Source organism: Corynebacterium tuingiense (genome assembly GCF_046718165.1).
Taxonomy (GTDB): domain Bacteria; phylum Actinomycetota; class Actinomycetes; order Mycobacteriales; family Mycobacteriaceae; genus Corynebacterium.
Genome location: NZ_CP177101.1, coordinates 560720 through 579166, shown reverse-complemented (window position 1 = coordinate 579166; position 18447 = coordinate 560720). Strand labels below are relative to the sequence as shown.

The window sequence follows — 18447 nt, the reverse complement described above, 5'->3', positions numbered from 1 at the left end:
TCCACGAACGATAAAGCCAATCGAAAGGTCACTAACTGCCGATGCGCTCTCTAAAGAAGCTATCTGTCACTGCCCTTGCCACCACCGCCATTCTCGGTACTATCGCCGCGCCGGCAGCGAACGCAACGAGCGACCCAGTACGTTCCATCATCGATCCTGGAACCTGCAAGACCATCACCAAGCTAGCTAACGAGGGCAAGCCGGTTCCAGATCCTTCCATCCTCCACGATGAGGACTCTGTAAAACCTTATTTCAGCGATGGCGTACTGAAGTACAAAGTGGCGGATAACTTCCCATACCGCAAGCAGCTGGACGCCGCCGTTGCCGAGTGGAATGAGGCTCTCGGGGGGAAGGCTTCCCTTCAGGAAGTAAAGCCTTCCGAAGCTGATGATGACACCATTTCCATCATCTACAATCCGGATCCTCGCGGCTACGTCCAGGGGTCGGCTTACCCAGATCACAAGTTGGTCTCCATCAAGATGCCCAACGCCACCTACCCTGAGGCGCTCCAAGGCACCATTGCTCACGAGCTAGGCCACATGATGGGCGCGGGGCATTCCTGTGCCGGCGCACTTATGGCAGGTTCCAATCAAAATCCAATCTCTTATCACGTAACCCCGCTTGATGCAGCGGCCATCATCCAAGGTCAGTTCGACTAAGCTTGCCTCGGCTTCTCCCCTGGTCCTGAACGGGAGCCAGGGGATTTTTATATGCCCAGTTTCGGGGTGTTGGATAAGCCGCGTTGGGCGAATATGGGCATCGGCTAGCAGCGCTGCTGCTAACGTTGCCCATATTCAAAGGTTTGCACAAGTAAAGGAGCCTGCCCTATGGAGACGTGGGAGCCCACATTGTCCACTGGTACGTTGCTAGGGATTGCAGTTGCTGCGGTCGCTGTAATTTTGGTACTGGTCATATATTTCAAGCTCCATGCTTTTCTCACGCTGCTGGTGGTGTCCGCTCTGACGGCACTCGCGGCAGGCATACCACTCGAAGGCATTGTCCCTACGATGACGGAAAGTTTCAGCTCCACCCTTGGCTCGGTTGCGCTACTGGTGGGGCTCGGCGCCATGATCGGCCGGCTCGTGGAATCTTCCGGCGGTGCGAAATCGCTTGCCGATGCCATGGTTCGCCGCTTCGGCGAAAATAAAGCGCCTCTTGCACTCGGCGTCGCCTCGCTGATTATGGGCTTCCCTATCTTCTTTGATGCTGGGCTTATCGTGATGCTGCCGGTTATCTTTGCTGTTGCCCGCCGCTTGAATGGCCCAGTCCTTGCCTTTGGCTTGCCGGCCGCTGGCGCATTTTCTGTCATGCATGTCTACCTGCCACCGCACCCCGGTCCTGTCGCCGCAAGCGAATTCTACGGCGCCGATCTTGGCTTGGTGCTGCTCGTCGGCCTACTGCTGGCTCTGCCTACCTGGTATATCTCTGGCTACCGCTTTGGACTAGTGGCCGGAAAGAAATTCCCGTTCAAGGTCACTGACGCCATCGCCGGGCCCGTCCTTGATGAGGAAGAACAACCCTTAAAACCTGCGTCCGCCACCACAGTGATTTCCATCCTGCTCATCCCGATGGTGCTTATCTTCTTCAATACTGGGCTCAACGCTCTAGCTTCCTACGGCACCATTGATGCCGATGCCACGTGGGTCAGGTTCTTCGTCATGCTCGGCCAAACCCCAATCGCACTGCTGATTACGGTGCTTATCGCATTGGTAGTTCTGGGCCTGCGCCGCAGCGTGGAAAAGTCGGCGTTGGAAAAACTCGTTGACTCCTCGCTTGGCCCTATCTGTTCCGTCGTACTTATTACCGGTGCGGGCGGCATGTTCGGTGGAGTGCTTCGCACCTCCGGCATTGGCGATGCGCTTGCCGATTCCCTCTCCGGTCTCGGTATCCCCGTCATCCTGGCCTGCTATCTCATCGCCGTAGCCCTCCGCTTGGCACAAGGTTCGGCCACCGTCGCACTCACCACTGCTGCTGCCCTCATGGTCCCCGCCGTGGAGGCTGGCGGGTTCAACGAACTCCAACTCGCACTCATCGTCGTGGCCACCGCCGCCGGTTCGGTCTTTGGCTCTCACGTCAACGATTCCGGATTCTGGCTCGTCGGCCGCCTGATGGGTATGGATACCATGACAACTCTGAAGACTTGGACCGTCAACCAGATGCTCATCTCCATCATCGGTTTCACACTCGTCCTAGTCCTCTACGGCGTGGCCGCAGTCTTTTAGGCGCCGGTTTTAATCCAAGCCGCAGCGTCTTCTGCAATCTCTTCCGCTGGCCGCGTCACATCGAAGACGCGGCCAGTTTCATCTTCTTCCAAGGGCTCCAAGGTATCGAATTGCGATTGCAACAACGACGCCGGCATGAAATGTCCCGGACGGTGTTGCATCCGCTCATACAACACATCAAAGTCACCGTGTACGTGCACAAACGCCACGCTTGGGCAGTACTTTCTAATCAGATCCCGGTACTTTCGCTTCAGCGCGCTGCACCCCACCATCGCGCCTTCTGGCCTATCCGCCAGCCACTGACCGATCTGTTTTAGCCACGGCTCCCGGTCCTCATCATTCAGCGGCGTTCCCGCGGCCATCTTGTCAATATTCGACTGCGGGTGCATATCATCGCCGTCGCGGTACTCTAGCCCCACCAGCGGTGACAAGGCTTCCCCCACCGTTGTCTTGCCCGAGCCAGAGACTCCCATGACGACGACATGACGGAATTTGTTCTGGTTCATGGTGGCTCCTTGAGTTGGCTTTTCCTTTTCAGTGTATCCGCTTCAAGTTGCAAGACCCGAACTTTGATTTTACGGATGCAGACCTCGACGAGGAGCAGCCTCCTAATGAACCAACATCAACCCCGAGCCGGACCCCAACACCGCCCCTGACACTGTCCCCCGATTCACAGATTCAAAAAGGACAGATACACCACTCCACCGGACTTGGCCGTGGCGTACTGGATTTGGGGTTGCCCGCAAATCGTGGACACGTAGTTAAGCTGCTTAGGGGTTAAGCAGCGGCCTTCTTATTACCATTTTGATCAGCGAGCTGGGCTTCGAAATCGACGGGGCTTACCATCCCGATGGACGAGTGGCGACGGCGCCGGTTGTAGACAATCTCAATCCAGCGAGCCACCGCCTTCCGGGCTTCGTTGCGGGTTCGCCATTCCTTCCGATCGTAAAATTCGGTCTTCAATGTCGACCAGAACGACTCGGCCATCGCATTGTCAAAGCAGACACCAGTACGGCCGACCGATTGTGCAATCCCTAGTTCTTGACAGACCTGCCACAGCTGTTCGCTGGTGAACTGGGTACCACGATCGGCATGGAAGACCACGCCGTCGGGTACTTCACCACGCAGGGTGTAAGCCATGCGCAGTGCACGTTCAACCAGGTAAGAATCCTGCACACTATCCATGGACCAGCCTAGGACTCGGCGGGAGTGTCCATCGCGGATAACGCATAGGTACAGCCAGCCCTCATTCGTGCGTAGATAGGTAATATCCGACATCCACACTCGATTAAGCTGCCCTTGATCAAATAGGCGTTTCACCAGGTCTTCAAGCGTGGACTTCCGCTTGGATTGAATCGTCGTTACGGGAACAAACGCCCTGGGTGAGATGCCTTCAATCCCCATCATCCGCATGCGTTTGGCCACGGTTTTGCGATTCACATAGACCCCACCCTCGGCGAGTTCTGCAGTAATCCGTGGGGCACCGTAGACTTCGTCAGAATCTTCCCAGATGTCATGAATTTTCCTGTCTAACTGGTCGAGGAATCTCTGACGCTGATTTTCACCACGAAGCCGTACTGCTTGAGCCTTTTGCCATTTATAGTAGCCAGAACGAGAAACCTCTAATAACCTGCTCATTCTTTTTATGCTGTAGTTCGCCTTGCTCTGGCTGCATTAGCTCAAATTTTTCCGATCGCGTTGCTTCGCAGCGAAGAAGGCGGTGGCTTTTGACAAGAACTCATTATCCATCTTGGCCTCAGCTAACTCACGACGCAGGCGAGCGTTTTCGGCTCGTATATCGGCATCACTGCGGCCATCTACCGAGCCTTGGCGTTCCCGCTCAAGTTTGACCCACCTGCCTAAAATTGTGGCTGATACGCTAATTTCCTTAGCCACATGAGCGATTGGGCGCCCAGACTCAATGACCAGTCTGGCGGCCTCCTGCCGGTACTCCGGGGTGTACTTCTTCCTTGACGAACTCACAATGAACATCCTCTCCTACGGACACAAGATCCACACTAATCGGGTGTCCACTAAACGAGGGTAACTTCAGATTGAAGTGGTCTACAACCGCCGGCGCCTGCACTGAAGCACCCAGGATGGTCAGCCGCGTCGACTTCGAGAACCACATCACCCAAACCAAAAACGAAGAAAAATCGCTACCTAATCACTAGGTAGCTCTACTACGTGTCCACGATTTGCGGGCAACCCCATTGCTGTATCAGCTCTCCACTGTAAGGAAATGTTTCCTATAAAAGCGCAGCTCATCAATAGACTCGCGAATATCTCCTAGCGCACGGTGCGCGAATACTTTTTGGGGAACATTGGCGAAGCCTCCTGGAGACCATAATCGCATTAGTTCTTTAAGGGTAGAAACATCAATCATTCGATAATGGAGATGCTCATCTACTTGCGGCATAAAGCGGCGCAGAAAGTTCCTATCTAAGGTAATGGAATTACCGGCCATGATTACTTTTTCTTCAGAGCCAAAATGCCTATCCATATAACCCAACACTGCTCGTTCTGCTTCTCGCAGTGATACTGAGCTCTGCTGAACTTCTTCGATGAGCCCAGAGGTGGTATGCATATCTTTCACAACCCTAGGCATCTGTTCTAAGGAACTTTGAGGAGGATGGATAACAATATCTACTCCTTCGTCGAGCTCCCTTAACTGACTATCGGTAACTAGCGCAGCGACTTCAAGTAGCTCACACCGGAGTTCATCTAGTCCCGTGGTTTCTACGTCGATCCACAGGAATCGATCGATCCCATCTGGCGATACATTGGCACACATGAAAATACCTAACTTTGATACAGAATTTAGCTTCTTCCACCCCACTCTCGGGTGGTCTTCGAAAGCGTAGCAAAGCGGTTGGACACGAGAGAAGGATTGCTGAGCCAGCCGAGATGCCAGCTCAAATTAGTCTCGTTTCGAACCAAAGCCCTCGGGAGACTTTCCCCATTTATTCCTTAAACTGGGCCAGCGCTTTTGCAAAAACCATTGCAAGGCGAACATGAATACCATTAATGCGACACCCAACGTAAGGGAAAATATAAACGCACCCCATGGAGAAGTGGGCTCTTCTGAAGAAATGTCCAAGAAACCTGGCACGGCTAAAACTGCGGCCAGAAACGCTAAAATAATAGTCCAAAAATTAAAACGCTCATGTTCCTTTTCTTGATGCTCATTTCTTCGTGCTTCATATATGTTGGAATAAATGTCTTGCCTTAACGTGATTTCATTTTCAATATCCCGATAAATAATATCGAGATCGGTCGCTTTCCTAATCGATCGCATCACGCGGGTATCCGTATGGTACTTTGGCACCGCATCTACCCAAAGGCGATCTCTTATGCGGACAAAATGTGCTTGAATGCTCTGAAACTTCTTCACCTGAAGATTCAGTTTTTCCATATATTTTTTCTCTGAACGCTCACCAACATTGATAACGTCAGTAAATTCAATTTCTCGTAGGGCGCCCGAGAGCTTAGCTAAACTCACATGTGCCCGCATCACCAGCATGATCAAATCCACATAGCGGGTATGTGCCAAACCGAAATATTTCAAATCGTCGCGCGTTTGAGCTACCTTTCTAACAAAGGCGACGCCGGTCTCTTCAGAGATAGTATCCCAGAATAAAAAGTGCCCCACCTTATCTTCCGGTGGCTCGGCATAAAAATCTGGAACACCATCGACAAAGTTGTCTGTGCCAGTTGCAAGTATCCATGACCAAATATGCCTAGCAGACCACCCTTGTGATGGTTGGCGCTGATCAGAGTTAGAAGGCGAGTCAAGCTGCTCACCTTTTACCTCAAATATTTTTCTATACACGTCTGGAAGTCGCGGTTCATCGATATAAGGCAAGGCAACCACAGAACGTATTGGCTGCATTTGAGGAATATGTGCATTAGCCGCGCTACCGGTTCGTGGAATCCCTAGTTCGATTACTGAGGACCTGGTAATCAGCTTCTTTTTCTTGTCTTTAGATGGCGTAATTAACCCGGCTTGCACAAAAGCTTCATAAACAACTTCCATACACGCTTGAAGCAACTCACTATCATTAATCGTGAGTGATGTAGCTTCAAAATCGGATTTTCCAAGCCATACGGTATTTCGCGGCCTATTAAGCGCACGAGAAATTGCGTTCAATGAATCGGAGTCAACATTTTCCGCTACTACCGTTAATGTAAGGAAACGATTAATCATCGTTTGGTTTTTGCAACTATTTAGAGACCCGCTTTTGTCCTCATCGGTGGCTCCAAAATCCATTGGGGCTGGGTCTTCAAATTGCGAAAAGTCCAGTGACTTCAGCATCACAGACCCGAACTCCTCTTTAAGTTCTTCGGAATTCAGCGTGCACTCATGATTGTCATTATCCCGCGGACTTGTTTGGTAGCCGAAGGTCCGCCACTTAGTGGCCTGACCTCGAAATGTGGGCGCTTTCGTGAAATCTATCGAGTAAAAAGCGGCACGTTGTTTTTCTTCGAATTCTGAAGACTGCTTATTGCGGTCACTTTGGTCCGCCCACTCTGCCCCGACAGAGCCGCCTACGACATCCGTATACCGCCTAGACGCGCTTTCATAGAATACCTTTGGCGCTTCGTCACCGTGCTCGAATGCTAGATAATGCCGGTATTCCTGTCCCTCGTTGTTGAGGTCGTCTTTTGGGGCTCTCAGGTCCTCTTGAACCTGTGGCACAGACCAAGCTTTGGAACGTTCATCAGCGAGGTCATGACGTTTCTTTTTCGGATCCTGCGTAGGCATAACAAATTGCCGGATCCCCTTAGTTCGAAATTGCTTCCAAGAAGCCCCGTCTAACCTCTCGATTTTGGTTAGCTGATCGTCGCCGAAAGCTCCATCATTGCTTTGTCTGCGTCTCAATTCTGCAGTCGGATCAAAAAATTCGTTTTCATAGTCTGCAAATATTCCTTCATGCAGTGGGAATGTCACACTAAATACAGCTATGCGCCAATCAGGAAGCTGTTCGACCTCAAAATTATCCGGAAGATAAAAGACTTCTCCATATTTTTCATAGTCTCTTACCCTGATACCAGCTTCAGTTTGTTTCTTTCTCAACGGCTGGGACATCCCCTACTCCTCACAGAAAACCAGATCCTGAAAGCGTCCGGAAAATTGCGTATTTTTGGATAGCGCTCTTACTATAGCACTGAATTGAGTGACTTATGCCACCAAAAGTGTCCACAGGCTGGATGCCACTACTATCACCACACGCTGCGATTACCTCGTTTAGTGGACACCCAATTTTCACGAAACTTTTGTTGGTAGGTGAGGATGTCCATTGTGAGTAAACAGTGTCAGAAACCTCAACCAGAATACGAGTATTGGTCTAGGAGGATGGTGCGAGATCCTCTACCATGGTGCCGAGTTACTTGGCCTTGCCAGATACTTTTGACTTTGACAGATTGTTGATGCCGAGCGTGTCAAGTTGTTTGTGTGTGGGGCTAGGTTTATAGGTATTTGTCGAAGCGGGCGGGAAAGGCCACGGCCATTTGGTTGATGGCTTGTTTCCAGCCGGAAACTCGGGCTCCTTCCACGAGCCTGCTGGCGGTAGCCGAGGCTCGTTTGCCTTGTTTCGCTCTCTTTGCGGCTCGTTTGTCTTCAATGTTGCAGATCATCAACCACAGCGTCTTGAGCGCGGATTCATCGTTAGTGAACTGCACCCTGTTGCGGGTGGCTTTACGCAGCTGGTTGTTAAACGATTCAATGGAATTCGTTGTATAGATGACCTTCCTTGCTGCTGGTGGGAACTGCAAAAATGGCACGAATCTATCCCATGCATCCTGCCAGACCTTGACCGACTGAGGATACTTCACACCCAGTTCAGACTCGGAAAATTCCTTCAACGCTGCTTCTACCGTGGATTCATCAGTAGCCGTATAAACCTTCTTCAACGCGGCTGATACAGCCCGGCGATCCCCGTAGGCCACCCACCGATTCGCGGCGCGAATCAGGTGCACGATGCAGGTTTGTACCATGGAATTCGGCCAGGTTGCCTCCACTGCCTCTGGTAGGCCTTTCAGCCCGTCACAGCAGACGATAAAGACGTCTTTGACCCCGCGGTTAGATAAGTTGGCGCACACGTGTGCCCAAAAGGAAGCACCTTCTTCTTTGGCAATCCACAATCCCAAAATATGCTTGATCCCGTCGAGGTCCACCCCGATTGCCATGTACGCAGACTTGTTAACTACCCGGCCGCCGTCGCGGACTTTAATGCGCAACGCATCCAGGAATATCACGGGGTAGAACTCGTCTAACTGGGGCCCGACCCCCGGAAAGTGGACACATCGAGGGCTAGCTATGCTGCTTTGGTCAGTATAGCCGAAGTCTCGGCTTCAAAGACATCAGGAGCTACGAGATTGCACCAGGAGTGCCGCCGGCGCGTGTTATAGCGCATGCACCACCGGAAGACTTCCTGGCGGCAGCTGATTGGACTTTCAAAGAGTTTCCTATCACGCAGCACTTCCCGCTTTAAGGTGGCGTTAAAGGATTCTGCCAGGGCATTATCGGCACTCGTTCCAACCGCGCCCATGGACTGGCGCACACCTAACGACGAGCAGTAGTTCCTAAAGGCTTGTGAGGTGTACACGCTGCCGTGATCGGAATGGAAAATAGTCCCGTCAAGACTGCCACGCACACCATGTGCGTGGGCTAGAGCATCGATAACTAGTGAGACCCGCATGTGGTCTGCGAGTGCATAACCTGCAAGTTTGCGTGAATACGTGTCAATGACTGTGGCAAGGTACATGTTTTTGCCTCCCCTACACGGCAGGTAAGTAATGTCACCGACATACACACGATTTGGCTCGTCAGCTGTGAACTTGCGGCCTACTAGATCTGGCATGACACGGTGACCAGGCTTACGCCTGGTAGTAATGCATCGACGCCGTTTAGTAAAGCCTTTTAGCCCCATGGATTTCATGATGCGTGCAACTTTCTTGTGATTGATCGGGGTATACGTCGTGTCCTCCTTAAGGCTTGCAGCGATGCGTTTAGCCCCATAAAGACCATGCTCATCATCAAAGATGGCTGTGATCCTTGCACCAATAACGGCATCAGAATACATCTTTAACCTGCGTTTTTCGCGGGTTTTGACCCATTTGTAGAACGAGGAGCGATTGAGCTTTAACACGTGGCACATCCGCTTGACCGAGTACTCGGTTCGGTGGTCATCGACAAACTGGAAGCGGATCACCAGTGAGTCTCTTCGGCAAAATATTTCGCGGCCTTACGCAGAATATCGCGTTCTTCGCGCAGCTTAGAGACTTCTTTTTCCAGCTGACGGATTCGCGCAGAATCATTCGCCGCTTGGGCTTGATCGTGCACGGCCTTCGTGCGGGCACGTTTGCCAGTGCCGTACTTTTTGACCCAAGAATGTAGCGAGGCACGGTTGATACCGAGCTCAGCTGATGCTGAGTTCAGCGAGAGATCCTCGTTGTTCTCATAGAGGGCTACGGCATCGCGTTTGAACTGTTCGGAGTACCTGGACATGGTGGTAGATTACCTTTCTTCCCAGCTCGACTGGGCTGGATATCAGGTGTCCACCGAATGGGGGTCAGGTCCCTGGCGGTTTTGCCAGATCATGACCTCATCCAAGACTGCGTCTGTAACCGCCGAAATCGTCTCATGGGAGATATCAACCCGCATCGCAGTTGCCATATGGTGCTGGATATCCCGGATGGTCATTCCGCCGGCATATAAGCTGACAATCATATCGTCAACATCTGTTAGCCGCCTAGAGCCTTTGAGGGGCCATGGTTGGGATAAACGTCCCGGCCCGGTCTCGTGGAACATCAATGTTTACTGGCCCGTAGTTAGAATCCACGGTTTTCGGGTAGGTGCCGTTGCGGTGATTGTCTGTTTCAGCAGTAGCTTTAGCTGCTCTATCGCCGGGCTCATAGCCTAGGTGGGCATCCATTTCAGCATTCAAACCCCGGGTAATTGAGGCTTGCAACATGCCCCGAACTGAAGTGCCCCGGGTTTTGTTCCTAGGCATTTGCCTTGTTTTCCATTATTGCCTGTTGCGGGGTCTTCTTCCAAAATTCGGATTCCACCTCGGCTGGGGTTCGGTATCCCAGGCTTTGGTGGAGCCTTACCTCGTTCCACCATGACACCCACTCGAACGTCGCGATTTCTACCTCTACAACGTCATCCCACCTGCGGGTATGGACTAGCTCGTTCTTGTAGGAGCCGTTAACATTTTCAGCCAGAGCATTATCATAGGAGTCACCAACAGTGCCGGTGGAAGCTGTAATGCCGTGCTGGGTAAGTCGCTCGTTGTAGACAACGCTGACGTACTGCGATCCGTGATCCGAATGATGAATGAGACCTGTTGTTTCCCTCGCGCTCACAATCGCTTGGTTGAGAGCTTGCAGCGGCAAAGCTTCGGTCCGCATCGAATCTGACAGCGCCCATCCGACGATCCGCCGGGAGTAGACGTCGGTGACAAACGCGGTGTAGACGAATCCTTTTCGTGTCCGTACATAGGTAATGTCGGCCACCCACAGCTTGTTCGGGCCCCGGGCTTTGAATTCACGCTCGACCAAGTCCGGGCGCAAATCAGGCACGTTAGCTTTTCGGGTTGTAATCGGTGATCCGCCTTTGCCTTTGCCAGAAACGCCAGCCAGGCGCATCAGTCGGGCGGTTTGTTCACGCCCGATATCGATTCCTTCACGGCGAAGCGCATGCCACATTTTCCGCACACCGTAGACACCATAATTATCTCTATGAACAGCACTAATGCGTTCAACCAGCACGCCGTCACGAAGTCGACGAGCACTTAACCCACGGGCTTTGGACTGGCGATAACCACGCGAGGTGATAAACCCACCAGCCCGGTTATTTTTCAACGTCTTACAGATGAACTCGACAGAGAAATAATTCCGGTATTTATCGATGAACCGGATCATTTCTTAACGTTTTGGGTCGAGTTCCGACGCGAAAAAAGCTGACGTGGCCTTCAGCAGCTCATTAGTGTCGCGTAGCTCTTGATTTTCACGGCGTAGCCTCGCGTTTTCGGCGGCCAAATCTTCAGGTACAGGTTCTGGGGTGTTTCCTGCACGGCGGGCCTGTTGAGTCCATTGACGAGCCGTGTGCCATGAAACCCCCAGCTTTGGAGCTACTGCCTGGCACGCAGCTTGCATCGACATATTTTCCGCCAAGATGCGATCTTCCACGAGACGGACCACACGGTCCTTTGCATCCTGGTCAAATTTTCTTGGCATGTTCCAGATTTTCCCATCTACTCAAACGGAACAAAACCTGGGACGCTTCAAACTAGGTCGTTGGCATCCGTGGTGGACGTGCCTAGCTCATCAATCAGTTTCGCGATTTCTGGGTTAGCAAGCAGCTTCTTTTCAATCGCATCAATCTTGGCCTTATCAGCCGGATCTCGTCTCGCCATAGTAGTCATTCTGGTTCATCTCCTTATGCGGGTTAGGTTCCCACACACAAACCATTAGACACTCTCTTGATGCCCAAGGTAGCAACGGGATTTTTCCTGCTCCTAGCAGAAAAGCTTTTGAGGTAGCACGTTTCAATTGTCGTAGTAACGGGCTCACAAGGTTCTACTGTGTGGCCCTAAAACCACCCAGGAAAGAATGGGCCACTACTCAACTTAGGGACAACAGTATCGACGCCATGTCCCGGATAGTAACGATAGCCGTTGCGCTTATTAGTGTGCTGGGATGACACGGTGACAGAGTCCGCGCAGCAGATTGCATTTGCTTGGTTGGAAAAATTTGGTCAACGAAATCTTTTAACATCTGCCGCATCAAATCAGGCGAGGGCTTTTCAAGATAGGCCGTCGGCTCAATGCGATTAGAATCGGCGGCCTTTGCGAGGTACTTCCTTACAGGGGAAGGGCAAGAGTTGATTCGAAAAAACACCCTCGAAAGTTGTATTCATACAAACCGATATAGCCCCTGCTGCGGGCTATAGCTACGCCACACTTACGGTCCCAAGGCGTTGGATTGGGGTACTTCCCTTTTGATTTTATGCGTAGCCCTAGCAACTTTCGTCTCTCCCCGGGCACTTTCGGCCGCTATTGGTGTCATTTAATATAGCCTTGTCCTCCTAATTTCCTTCTCGCGAAAGGTCTCCCATGCGCGGCAGCATCCGTGAAATCTATACGCTTTATGATGGTAATAATCGCCGTCTCCTCATCCCCGTATACCAGCGCAATTACGACTGGCAGCACAAGCAATGTGCCCGGCTTTTTGACGATCTCGAGGAAATAATCCTCAGCGACCGAAAGAAACACTTCTTTGGCGCAGTAGTCGGGAAGAACCAAGATTCCTGGAATTGGATTGTCATCGATGGCCAACAGAGGCTTACCACCGTCAGCATCCTCATGCTGGCTTTCGCTCATGCCCTCCGAGATGACGAAATCCAGAGTGAAGATCCTTCGCTTGCCGAGAAAATTATCTCTGATTACCTGCGAATCGGCCATAACAAGGAAAACCCGCGTTTCAAACTTAAGCCTGTAAAAGACGACGATAAGGCCTATCAGAAATTATTTGGCCCTGAAAATGAGTTCATCAACTCATCGAATGTAACGTCTAACTACCGCTTCTTCCGCGAAAAGCTACGCTCTACCTCTTTGGACGCCGACCAGGTTTGGGAAGCGATCTGCCGCCTCGAGGTGATGCACTTGGACTTGGAGGAATACGACGAGCCCCAGCGAATCTTCGAAAGCTTAAACTCCACCGGTTTGGAACTTAAAGAAGCTGACAAAGTCCGCAACTATGTCCTCATGGGCTTGGACTCTACGCAACAGGAAAGATTGTATAACGAACGCTGGAATCCGATTGAAGAAAACTGCAGTTTTCAGACCGACTCCTTCATTCGCTGGTATCTCACTACTTACACCACCAAGACCCCACGCGAACAGGACGTTTATGAGGCATTCAAATCTTTCGCTTCCAAGCGCAAGACAAACATGTCAGAACTCTTGGATGATTTATACGCCTATTCCACGTATTTCCGCGAAATACGCGAATCCGATACCGGTTACCCTGAAGTGGACACGCAGCTTAAGCGCATGAATGAATTTATGGGCGCTGTGGTTCTACCGTTTCTCATGCCGCTTCTTCGCGACGTCCATGAATCCAAGACGACGCCTGATGACTTCCTCGAAGTATTGGTCACCATCGAGTCATATATCGTCCGCCGGTTTGTTGCAGGCATTCCCACCAACTCACTCAATAAAATCTTCGCGACTATGTATGCGGAGGTCAGCAAGCTTCACTCTGATGGCACCGCATTTGCACCAATCGTCATCTACCAACTCAATAGGCGTTCAGGCAGCGGTCGTTTCCCCACCGATGCTGAGTTCAAGGAAGCCTTTGCCACCAAGGACTTCTACAATATTCGGGCATACTGGCGGCAGTACCTTTTCGATTGCCTCGAAAATGGTGATTCAAATGATATTCGTGACGTCTCCACTGCACTGGCTGAAAATAGGATTTCTATCGAGCACATCATGCCCCAGACCCTTACGGATGCTTGGCACCAGGAGCTCGGTGACAGGGCCGAAGAAATCCACGAGTCATGGTTAAACCGAATTGGCAATCTCACGGTCACCGGCTACAACTCTTCCTACTCAAACTCTCCGTTTACGGCCAAGAAAACCATGGAAAACGGTTTCGACAGCTCGCCGTATCGCCTCAATGAGCTCCTACGGGAATCCGATCGCTGGTCCTTACCTCAGATTGAAAAGAGAACCGAGGACCTTACCGATAAAGCATTAGCCTTCTGGAAAGCTAAGCCAACCAGCTTCGTCCCACCAGAAGCAGTGCTCCCAAAGGAACCGATGGGTGAAAGCGAAGAATTCAGTAGACGAAAAATTAGCGGGTTTGAATTCGGCGACTTTAGAAAGACCACTAAGTCATGGGCTGACATGGTCGAGGCGGTTTTGAAGTATTTACTTCACGAACACCGGACCGAAATTCTTTCTTTCGCAGAAACTTCAAAATTCCTTCGCTCTGAAAAGCCTGCGGCCGAACAAGCTCGGTCCTTTCGGAAGATTGATGAAGGCCTCTATGTTCAGGTTGGAAACAACACTTCTGCCAAAATCTGGTTCCTTCGCAGTCTTTTCGAATATCTCGACTTAGATCCTGAAGATCTTGTATTCACCTTCCCTGTATCTAAAACAGATCGGACAGACGAGGCAGGTGACCAAGATAGCAGCGACACTTCAGGCAAATATGCAGAGCTCACTAAGTTCTATGATCAACTGGTTGAAGCACAAGAGCTAAAGGGTACGCCCCAGAATACCGAGTCGCTTCGCAGTGAGTTCGTTAAGGACTTTGAATACTTTAGTGTCACGGACCCCCAAGCATTATTTGGCGGTAAAGAGCTCACGGAATTCATTTCGTCCACCGCGATCTCTGAGATGAGCGACGACCAAGTCCTAGCTGTACTCACTCAGCACATCAAAGTGTCTCAAATGCTTGGTGGAAGTTATCTCCACCAGGAAATAATTAACGGCTCAATCGCAAAACTCGTTCACCGGTTGAGTGAGCTTTCATAGAGCCGCACGAGGATTTTTACAGAGCACCATACAGCCGCCTTATGCCCTGAAATTAGCAATACAAGGGATATAACGCGGCTAAGTGGCTCACTTTTAAGCTAAGTTCTTCAACGCGTCAGTAACCAACCGCCAGAATCCCGCATGGTCCAGCTTGGTAGCGACCTGGGTATGGCAGGTGTCATCGGTGGGTTCACGCAGGTCAGTCACGGTCATGCCGGTGGTAAGTGCGCCGGCGAGCTCGACGTGGACGGGTGCCTTGCGGGTTTGCACGACGCTCGGATCGATAAGGTAAGCCACCGTGCACGGATCGTGAACCGGAGGATCCGTAAAGCCTTGGTTTTGCTGATACGCCTCACGGAAGAAACCGAAGAGGCCGACAACAAAGTCCGAGACGGGTGTATTCAAGGCCTTAATTTCGGCTTCGACCTCGGCGGTGGCCAATGCCTGATGGGTCAGATCTAATCCCACCATCGTGACTGGCCACGGCTCTTCGAAGACGATATGCGCTGCCTCAGGATCGATCTTGATATTGAATTCGGCGACTGGGGACCAATTGCCTTCGTGATAGCCACCGCCCATAAGCACTACCTCTTTGACGCGCTCTACGATGCGTGGTTCTTTGCGCGCGGCCATAGCGATATTGGTCAACGGACCCGTTGGGACCAAGGTAATGGTGCCGGGTTCGTGGGCCATGATGGTGTCGATGATGAAGTCGATGGCGTGGGCATCGGCAAGCGCGGTGCTAGGCTCCGGAAGCTCGACGCCTCTAACATCCATGCCGGTGGAACCGTGGATCGCCTCGGCAACTTCGACGGGACGCACGAGCGGGCGATCGCAGCCGGCGTAGACCGGAATCTCTGGGTGTCCGGCGATCTCCTTGACCACCAGGGCATTGCGGGCGACCTTGTCCAAGGTCTGGTTGCCGCCGACGGTGGTAATGCCCAGCAGATCGATGTTGGGGTTGCCCATGGCCAGGAGCAAAGCCACCGCGTCATCGTGGCCGGGATCGCAATCCAGAATAATTTTTCGCGTCATGTCTCGAGCCTACTTTTGGTCACGGCAGGCTGCCACGGTTTCATCGTGTGGCACAACTTCAATTCCTCCGAGCTCACCAGCTGTACCCTTGGAAAGCAGCAACACACCCGTAAACCGTATAAACGCCATGGAAAGGAATTCGCCCCGCCATGCCTTCAATTTCGGACCGCCTGACCCAGGCACAGCAAGAATTTAACGCGGTGATTTCCACCATTCCTTTTGATGAAGACGCCGTGGATCCCGCGCCTTCGCTGCGCGGATTACCCATTGCCTTTAAAGACATCGTGGATATCGCCGGGGTGCCTACGACCTGTGGCACCAACGTCGATATGGGGCCGGTCCCGACGCAGAATGCCACGGTGGCACAGCGGCTAATAGATGCTGGCGCGATTCCCGTTGCCAAGGCCAATCTCCAGGAGTTTTCCTATGGCATCTTGGGCGATGCCTCCGCGTATGGGCGCGTGATCAATCCGCGCGATCCGCAGGTCTGCGGCGGTGGTTCTAGTTCTGGGTCGGCGGCCCTGGTTGCGTGCGGAGCACTCGATCTCACGGTGGGTTCTGATAGCGCCGGTTCCGTACGGGTCCCGGCCGCCAGCCAGGGTGTTCTTGGATTCAAGCCCACCACCGGCGCGATCCCGCTCGATGGCGTCTTCCCCTTCGCGCCGAGCTTCGATTGCATCGGATTCTTCGCCAGCTCCATCGAGCTCATAGAACAGGCTCTGCTAGCCACGGTGGATAAGGCACCGGCTCCGGCCAAGAACGTGGCCACCATCGATGTCTCTGCAGTGAAGACCAAAGGTGAGCGCTTTGCTGGTCTGCTGTCTGCGCTGCAGGATTCCACCTTCGCAGCCGTGGAGGACCTCGATTACGCCCAGCTCGAATCCACCATCGCTACCACTGCGAAGCTCTACGCGCTGATGCGCCTCAGGGAGGCTTATGACGTCCACCAGCCCTACCTTGACCAGCGGGAAAAGTACCAGGATGTCATCTTGGAGCGCGTCCTCGGTGGGCAGGATATTTCTCAGGCAAACTACGATGCTGCAGCGCAGCGGGTAGAGGAACTGCGCACGAAAGCACTCACGCTTTTCGATGCCTCCCCCATCATCCTCACCCCCACCCTCGACGCCGGCCCCATCAAATGGGACGACATCACTGCAGAGAAAACTGCGGATTCCGCTGCCAGCCTGCGCCGCTGGACCGAGCCTTTCAATGTATTGGGTTGGCCGGCGATCACTATCCCACTGCGAACGAGGGACACCACGGGAGTGGGTGATGCGGTGCAGGTCATCGGCAAGCCGGGCCAGGATCTCACCGTCTTGCGCGTCGCTCGCGAAATTCAGGCACTGCTTTAAGCACACCGCAATTCTGCGCGTCTCTGCCTGCTGACGGCGTTGGTTATGAGTACTCCAGCACAGCTTGTCGCGCGGTTACGCGCTGAGGCCGATGACGGCTCCTTGGAGTCATTCTGCTTGGATACCGGCATTGACCTGCTGGTTCTTTTTGGCAGCGCGCACGTAGATGCCGCCAATGCGAATGATGTTGACCTTGCCTATTCGGTCGATTTCTCGCGCGCGAAAGCTGAGCGTCCCAACGTGTTCGACGTTGCCACGGCGTTTTACGCCCGCTATGGTGACGGCATTGATCTCATGTGCCTGGATACGGCGGACACGGTGGCGCAGCATGAAGCTCTGCAAAAGTGCGAGCTCTTGGTAGATCCGTCCAATTCCAAGTATGGAACGCTGCAACTGATGGCGGCACGGGAATACATCAATACGGCGTACCGCCGCGAGTTCGAACTCAGGAGCTTAATGTGACGGTCTTGCAAACTTTATTTCGCGTTGGCTAGCCTCCCGCTAGCACCGTCTTTTCTTGCGTGCGCGGGCGCCAATACGCAGCTTCTACTGCGTTAAGTTCCTTAAAGTGCGAGGACGTCAGCTCATCCATCGCGGTTAAATAGTCGCCCACGTCCTCGCGCGGTAAGCGCAGACCCATCGTCAGATGCGGCGTCCAGCGCGGTCCGCGGCCCTCGGGATTGGCGGCGCTAATCTTCCGCGCTGCTATTTCGAGTTCATCGCTGGTCTCTAATAACCAAGCCACGGTTCGTTTCCGCTTCGTTCCGAAGATGACGTTTCCCACGCGCCGAAACGTCGCCGGAATAACCGGTGGTAAAAGCTCCGCGGCAAGCTCGACCACGTGGGGTTCCATCTCCGGTGCGAAGGTCACCGTAATATGCGGGCGCTGTTTTTGCACGGGGAATCCGCGCTCGGCCAGGCCGGCAAAGATCTCCCGAATCTGCTCTTCCTGCTTTTCCGGCAGGTAGAGCAGGATATTATCCGGCGATGCTGTACTCACGATGCGGCTTTCTTCGTTTCAAGTGGGCACGATTCATTCGTGCTCCCCAAGTGCGGGCGGTTTCGGTTCTGTTTCTACTTCTAGCTCTGGTTCTAGGGTACCGCCGGTCAACGCTTGTGCGATCTCCGCGATGCTATAGGTCCTATGCACAGTTTGAGCAAACTCGCCCTTCAAAAATCGCATCGCCCCTTCAATTGACGCAGAGGACGTTGCACATCGGACGCTGAACAGAGGAGGTTGTGCATAGGAGCCTTACAACGGACCCTGCGCAAAGAACCTTCCAATTC

General features: G+C 52.7%; 12 protein-coding genes and 5 pseudogenes. 5 read left to right on the top strand and 12 right to left on the bottom strand.

All coding sequences use genetic code 11. The features are described from left to right. Positions 1-41 precede the first annotated feature (41 nt). Positions 42-659 (top strand): hypothetical protein, encoded by a 618-nt coding sequence (locus tag ACLI1T_RS02825; protein WP_411702979.1) that lies wholly within the window; start codon positions 42-44, stop codon positions 657-659. Between the two features lie 168 nt (positions 660-827). Next, the gene (locus tag ACLI1T_RS02820; RefSeq protein WP_023025548.1) at positions 828-2222 is read left to right on the top strand and encodes a GntP family permease; all 1395 of its coding nucleotides are present in this window, start codon (positions 828-830) and stop codon (positions 2220-2222) included. Here the strand turns inward: ACLI1T_RS02820 and ACLI1T_RS02815 are convergent. The 10 genes and pseudogenes from ACLI1T_RS02815 to ACLI1T_RS02770 form a co-directional block, all read right to left on the bottom strand. After that, on the bottom strand, positions 2219-2728 hold the full coding sequence (locus ACLI1T_RS02815) for a gluconokinase (RefSeq protein ID WP_411702978.1): 510 nt from the start codon (positions 2726-2728) through the stop codon (positions 2219-2221). The genes ACLI1T_RS02820 and ACLI1T_RS02815 overlap by 4 nt on opposite strands. Before the next feature lie 271 nt (positions 2729-2999). Then, a pseudogene (locus ACLI1T_RS02810) lies at positions 3000-4214 on the bottom strand (IS3 family transposase). A 229-nt stretch (positions 4215-4443) separates the two neighbouring features. Next, a complete protein-coding gene (orn, locus tag ACLI1T_RS02805; RefSeq protein ID WP_349868537.1) occupies positions 4444-5016 on the bottom strand; it encodes an oligoribonuclease in 573 nt (190 codons plus the stop codon). Between the two features lie 126 nt (positions 5017-5142). Continuing rightward, on the bottom strand, positions 5143-7311 hold the full coding sequence (locus tag ACLI1T_RS02800; RefSeq protein ID WP_411702977.1) for a hypothetical protein: 2169 nt from the start codon (positions 7309-7311) through the stop codon (positions 5143-5145). Positions 7312-7691: 380 nt separating this feature from the next. Beyond that, positions 7692-8498, bottom strand: a pseudogene (locus tag ACLI1T_RS02795) (IS256 family transposase); the annotation flags it as partial. Between the two features lie 41 nt (positions 8499-8539). Further along, a protein-coding gene (locus ACLI1T_RS02790) for an IS3 family transposase (protein ID WP_411702277.1) occupies positions 8540-9732 on the bottom strand; the annotation gives its coding sequence in 2 pieces (ribosomal slippage) (positions 8540-9453 and positions 9453-9732; 1194 coding nt in all). 72 nt (positions 9733-9804) lie between these two features. After that, positions 9805-10207 (bottom strand): annotated as a pseudogene (locus tag ACLI1T_RS02785) (transposase); the annotation flags it as partial. A gap of 22 nt (positions 10208-10229) precedes the next feature. After that, positions 10230-11150, bottom strand: coding sequence for an IS3 family transposase (locus ACLI1T_RS02780; protein ID WP_411702645.1), 921 nt, complete (start codon positions 11148-11150; stop codon positions 10230-10232). A 3-nt stretch (positions 11151-11153) separates the two neighbouring features. Continuing rightward, positions 11154-11490, bottom strand: a pseudogene (locus tag ACLI1T_RS02775) (transposase). Between the two features lie 25 nt (positions 11491-11515). Beyond that, a pseudogene (locus ACLI1T_RS02770) lies at positions 11516-11653 on the bottom strand (IS256 family transposase); the annotation flags it as partial. A gap of 690 nt (positions 11654-12343) precedes the next feature. Between ACLI1T_RS02770 and ACLI1T_RS02765 the strand changes: the two are divergent. Beyond that, positions 12344-14773, top strand: coding sequence for a DUF262 domain-containing protein (locus ACLI1T_RS02765; RefSeq protein WP_023025501.1), 2430 nt, complete (start codon positions 12344-12346; stop codon positions 14771-14773). 93 nt (positions 14774-14866) lie between these two features. Here the strand turns inward: ACLI1T_RS02765 and ACLI1T_RS02760 are convergent, their stop codons facing one another. Next, entirely contained in the window at positions 14867-15808 is a 942-nt protein-coding gene (locus tag ACLI1T_RS02760; protein ID WP_411702976.1) for a nucleoside hydrolase, read from the bottom strand. 149 nt (positions 15809-15957) lie between these two features. Between ACLI1T_RS02760 and ACLI1T_RS02755 the strand changes: the two genes are divergently transcribed. Continuing rightward, a complete protein-coding gene (locus ACLI1T_RS02755; protein ID WP_411702975.1) occupies positions 15958-17160 on the top strand; it encodes an amidase in 1203 nt (400 codons plus the stop codon). A gap of 45 nt (positions 17161-17205) precedes the next feature. Beyond that, positions 17206-17622, top strand: a complete 417-nt coding sequence (locus ACLI1T_RS02750) for a hypothetical protein (RefSeq protein ID WP_023025495.1) — start codon at positions 17206-17208, stop codon at positions 17620-17622. 28 nt (positions 17623-17650) lie between these two features. Here the strand turns inward: ACLI1T_RS02750 and ACLI1T_RS02745 are convergent, their stop codons facing one another. Beyond that, positions 17651-18160, bottom strand: coding sequence for a 2'-5' RNA ligase family protein (locus ACLI1T_RS02745; protein ID WP_411702974.1), 510 nt, complete (start codon positions 18158-18160; stop codon positions 17651-17653). Positions 18161-18447: the final 287 nt, after the last annotated feature.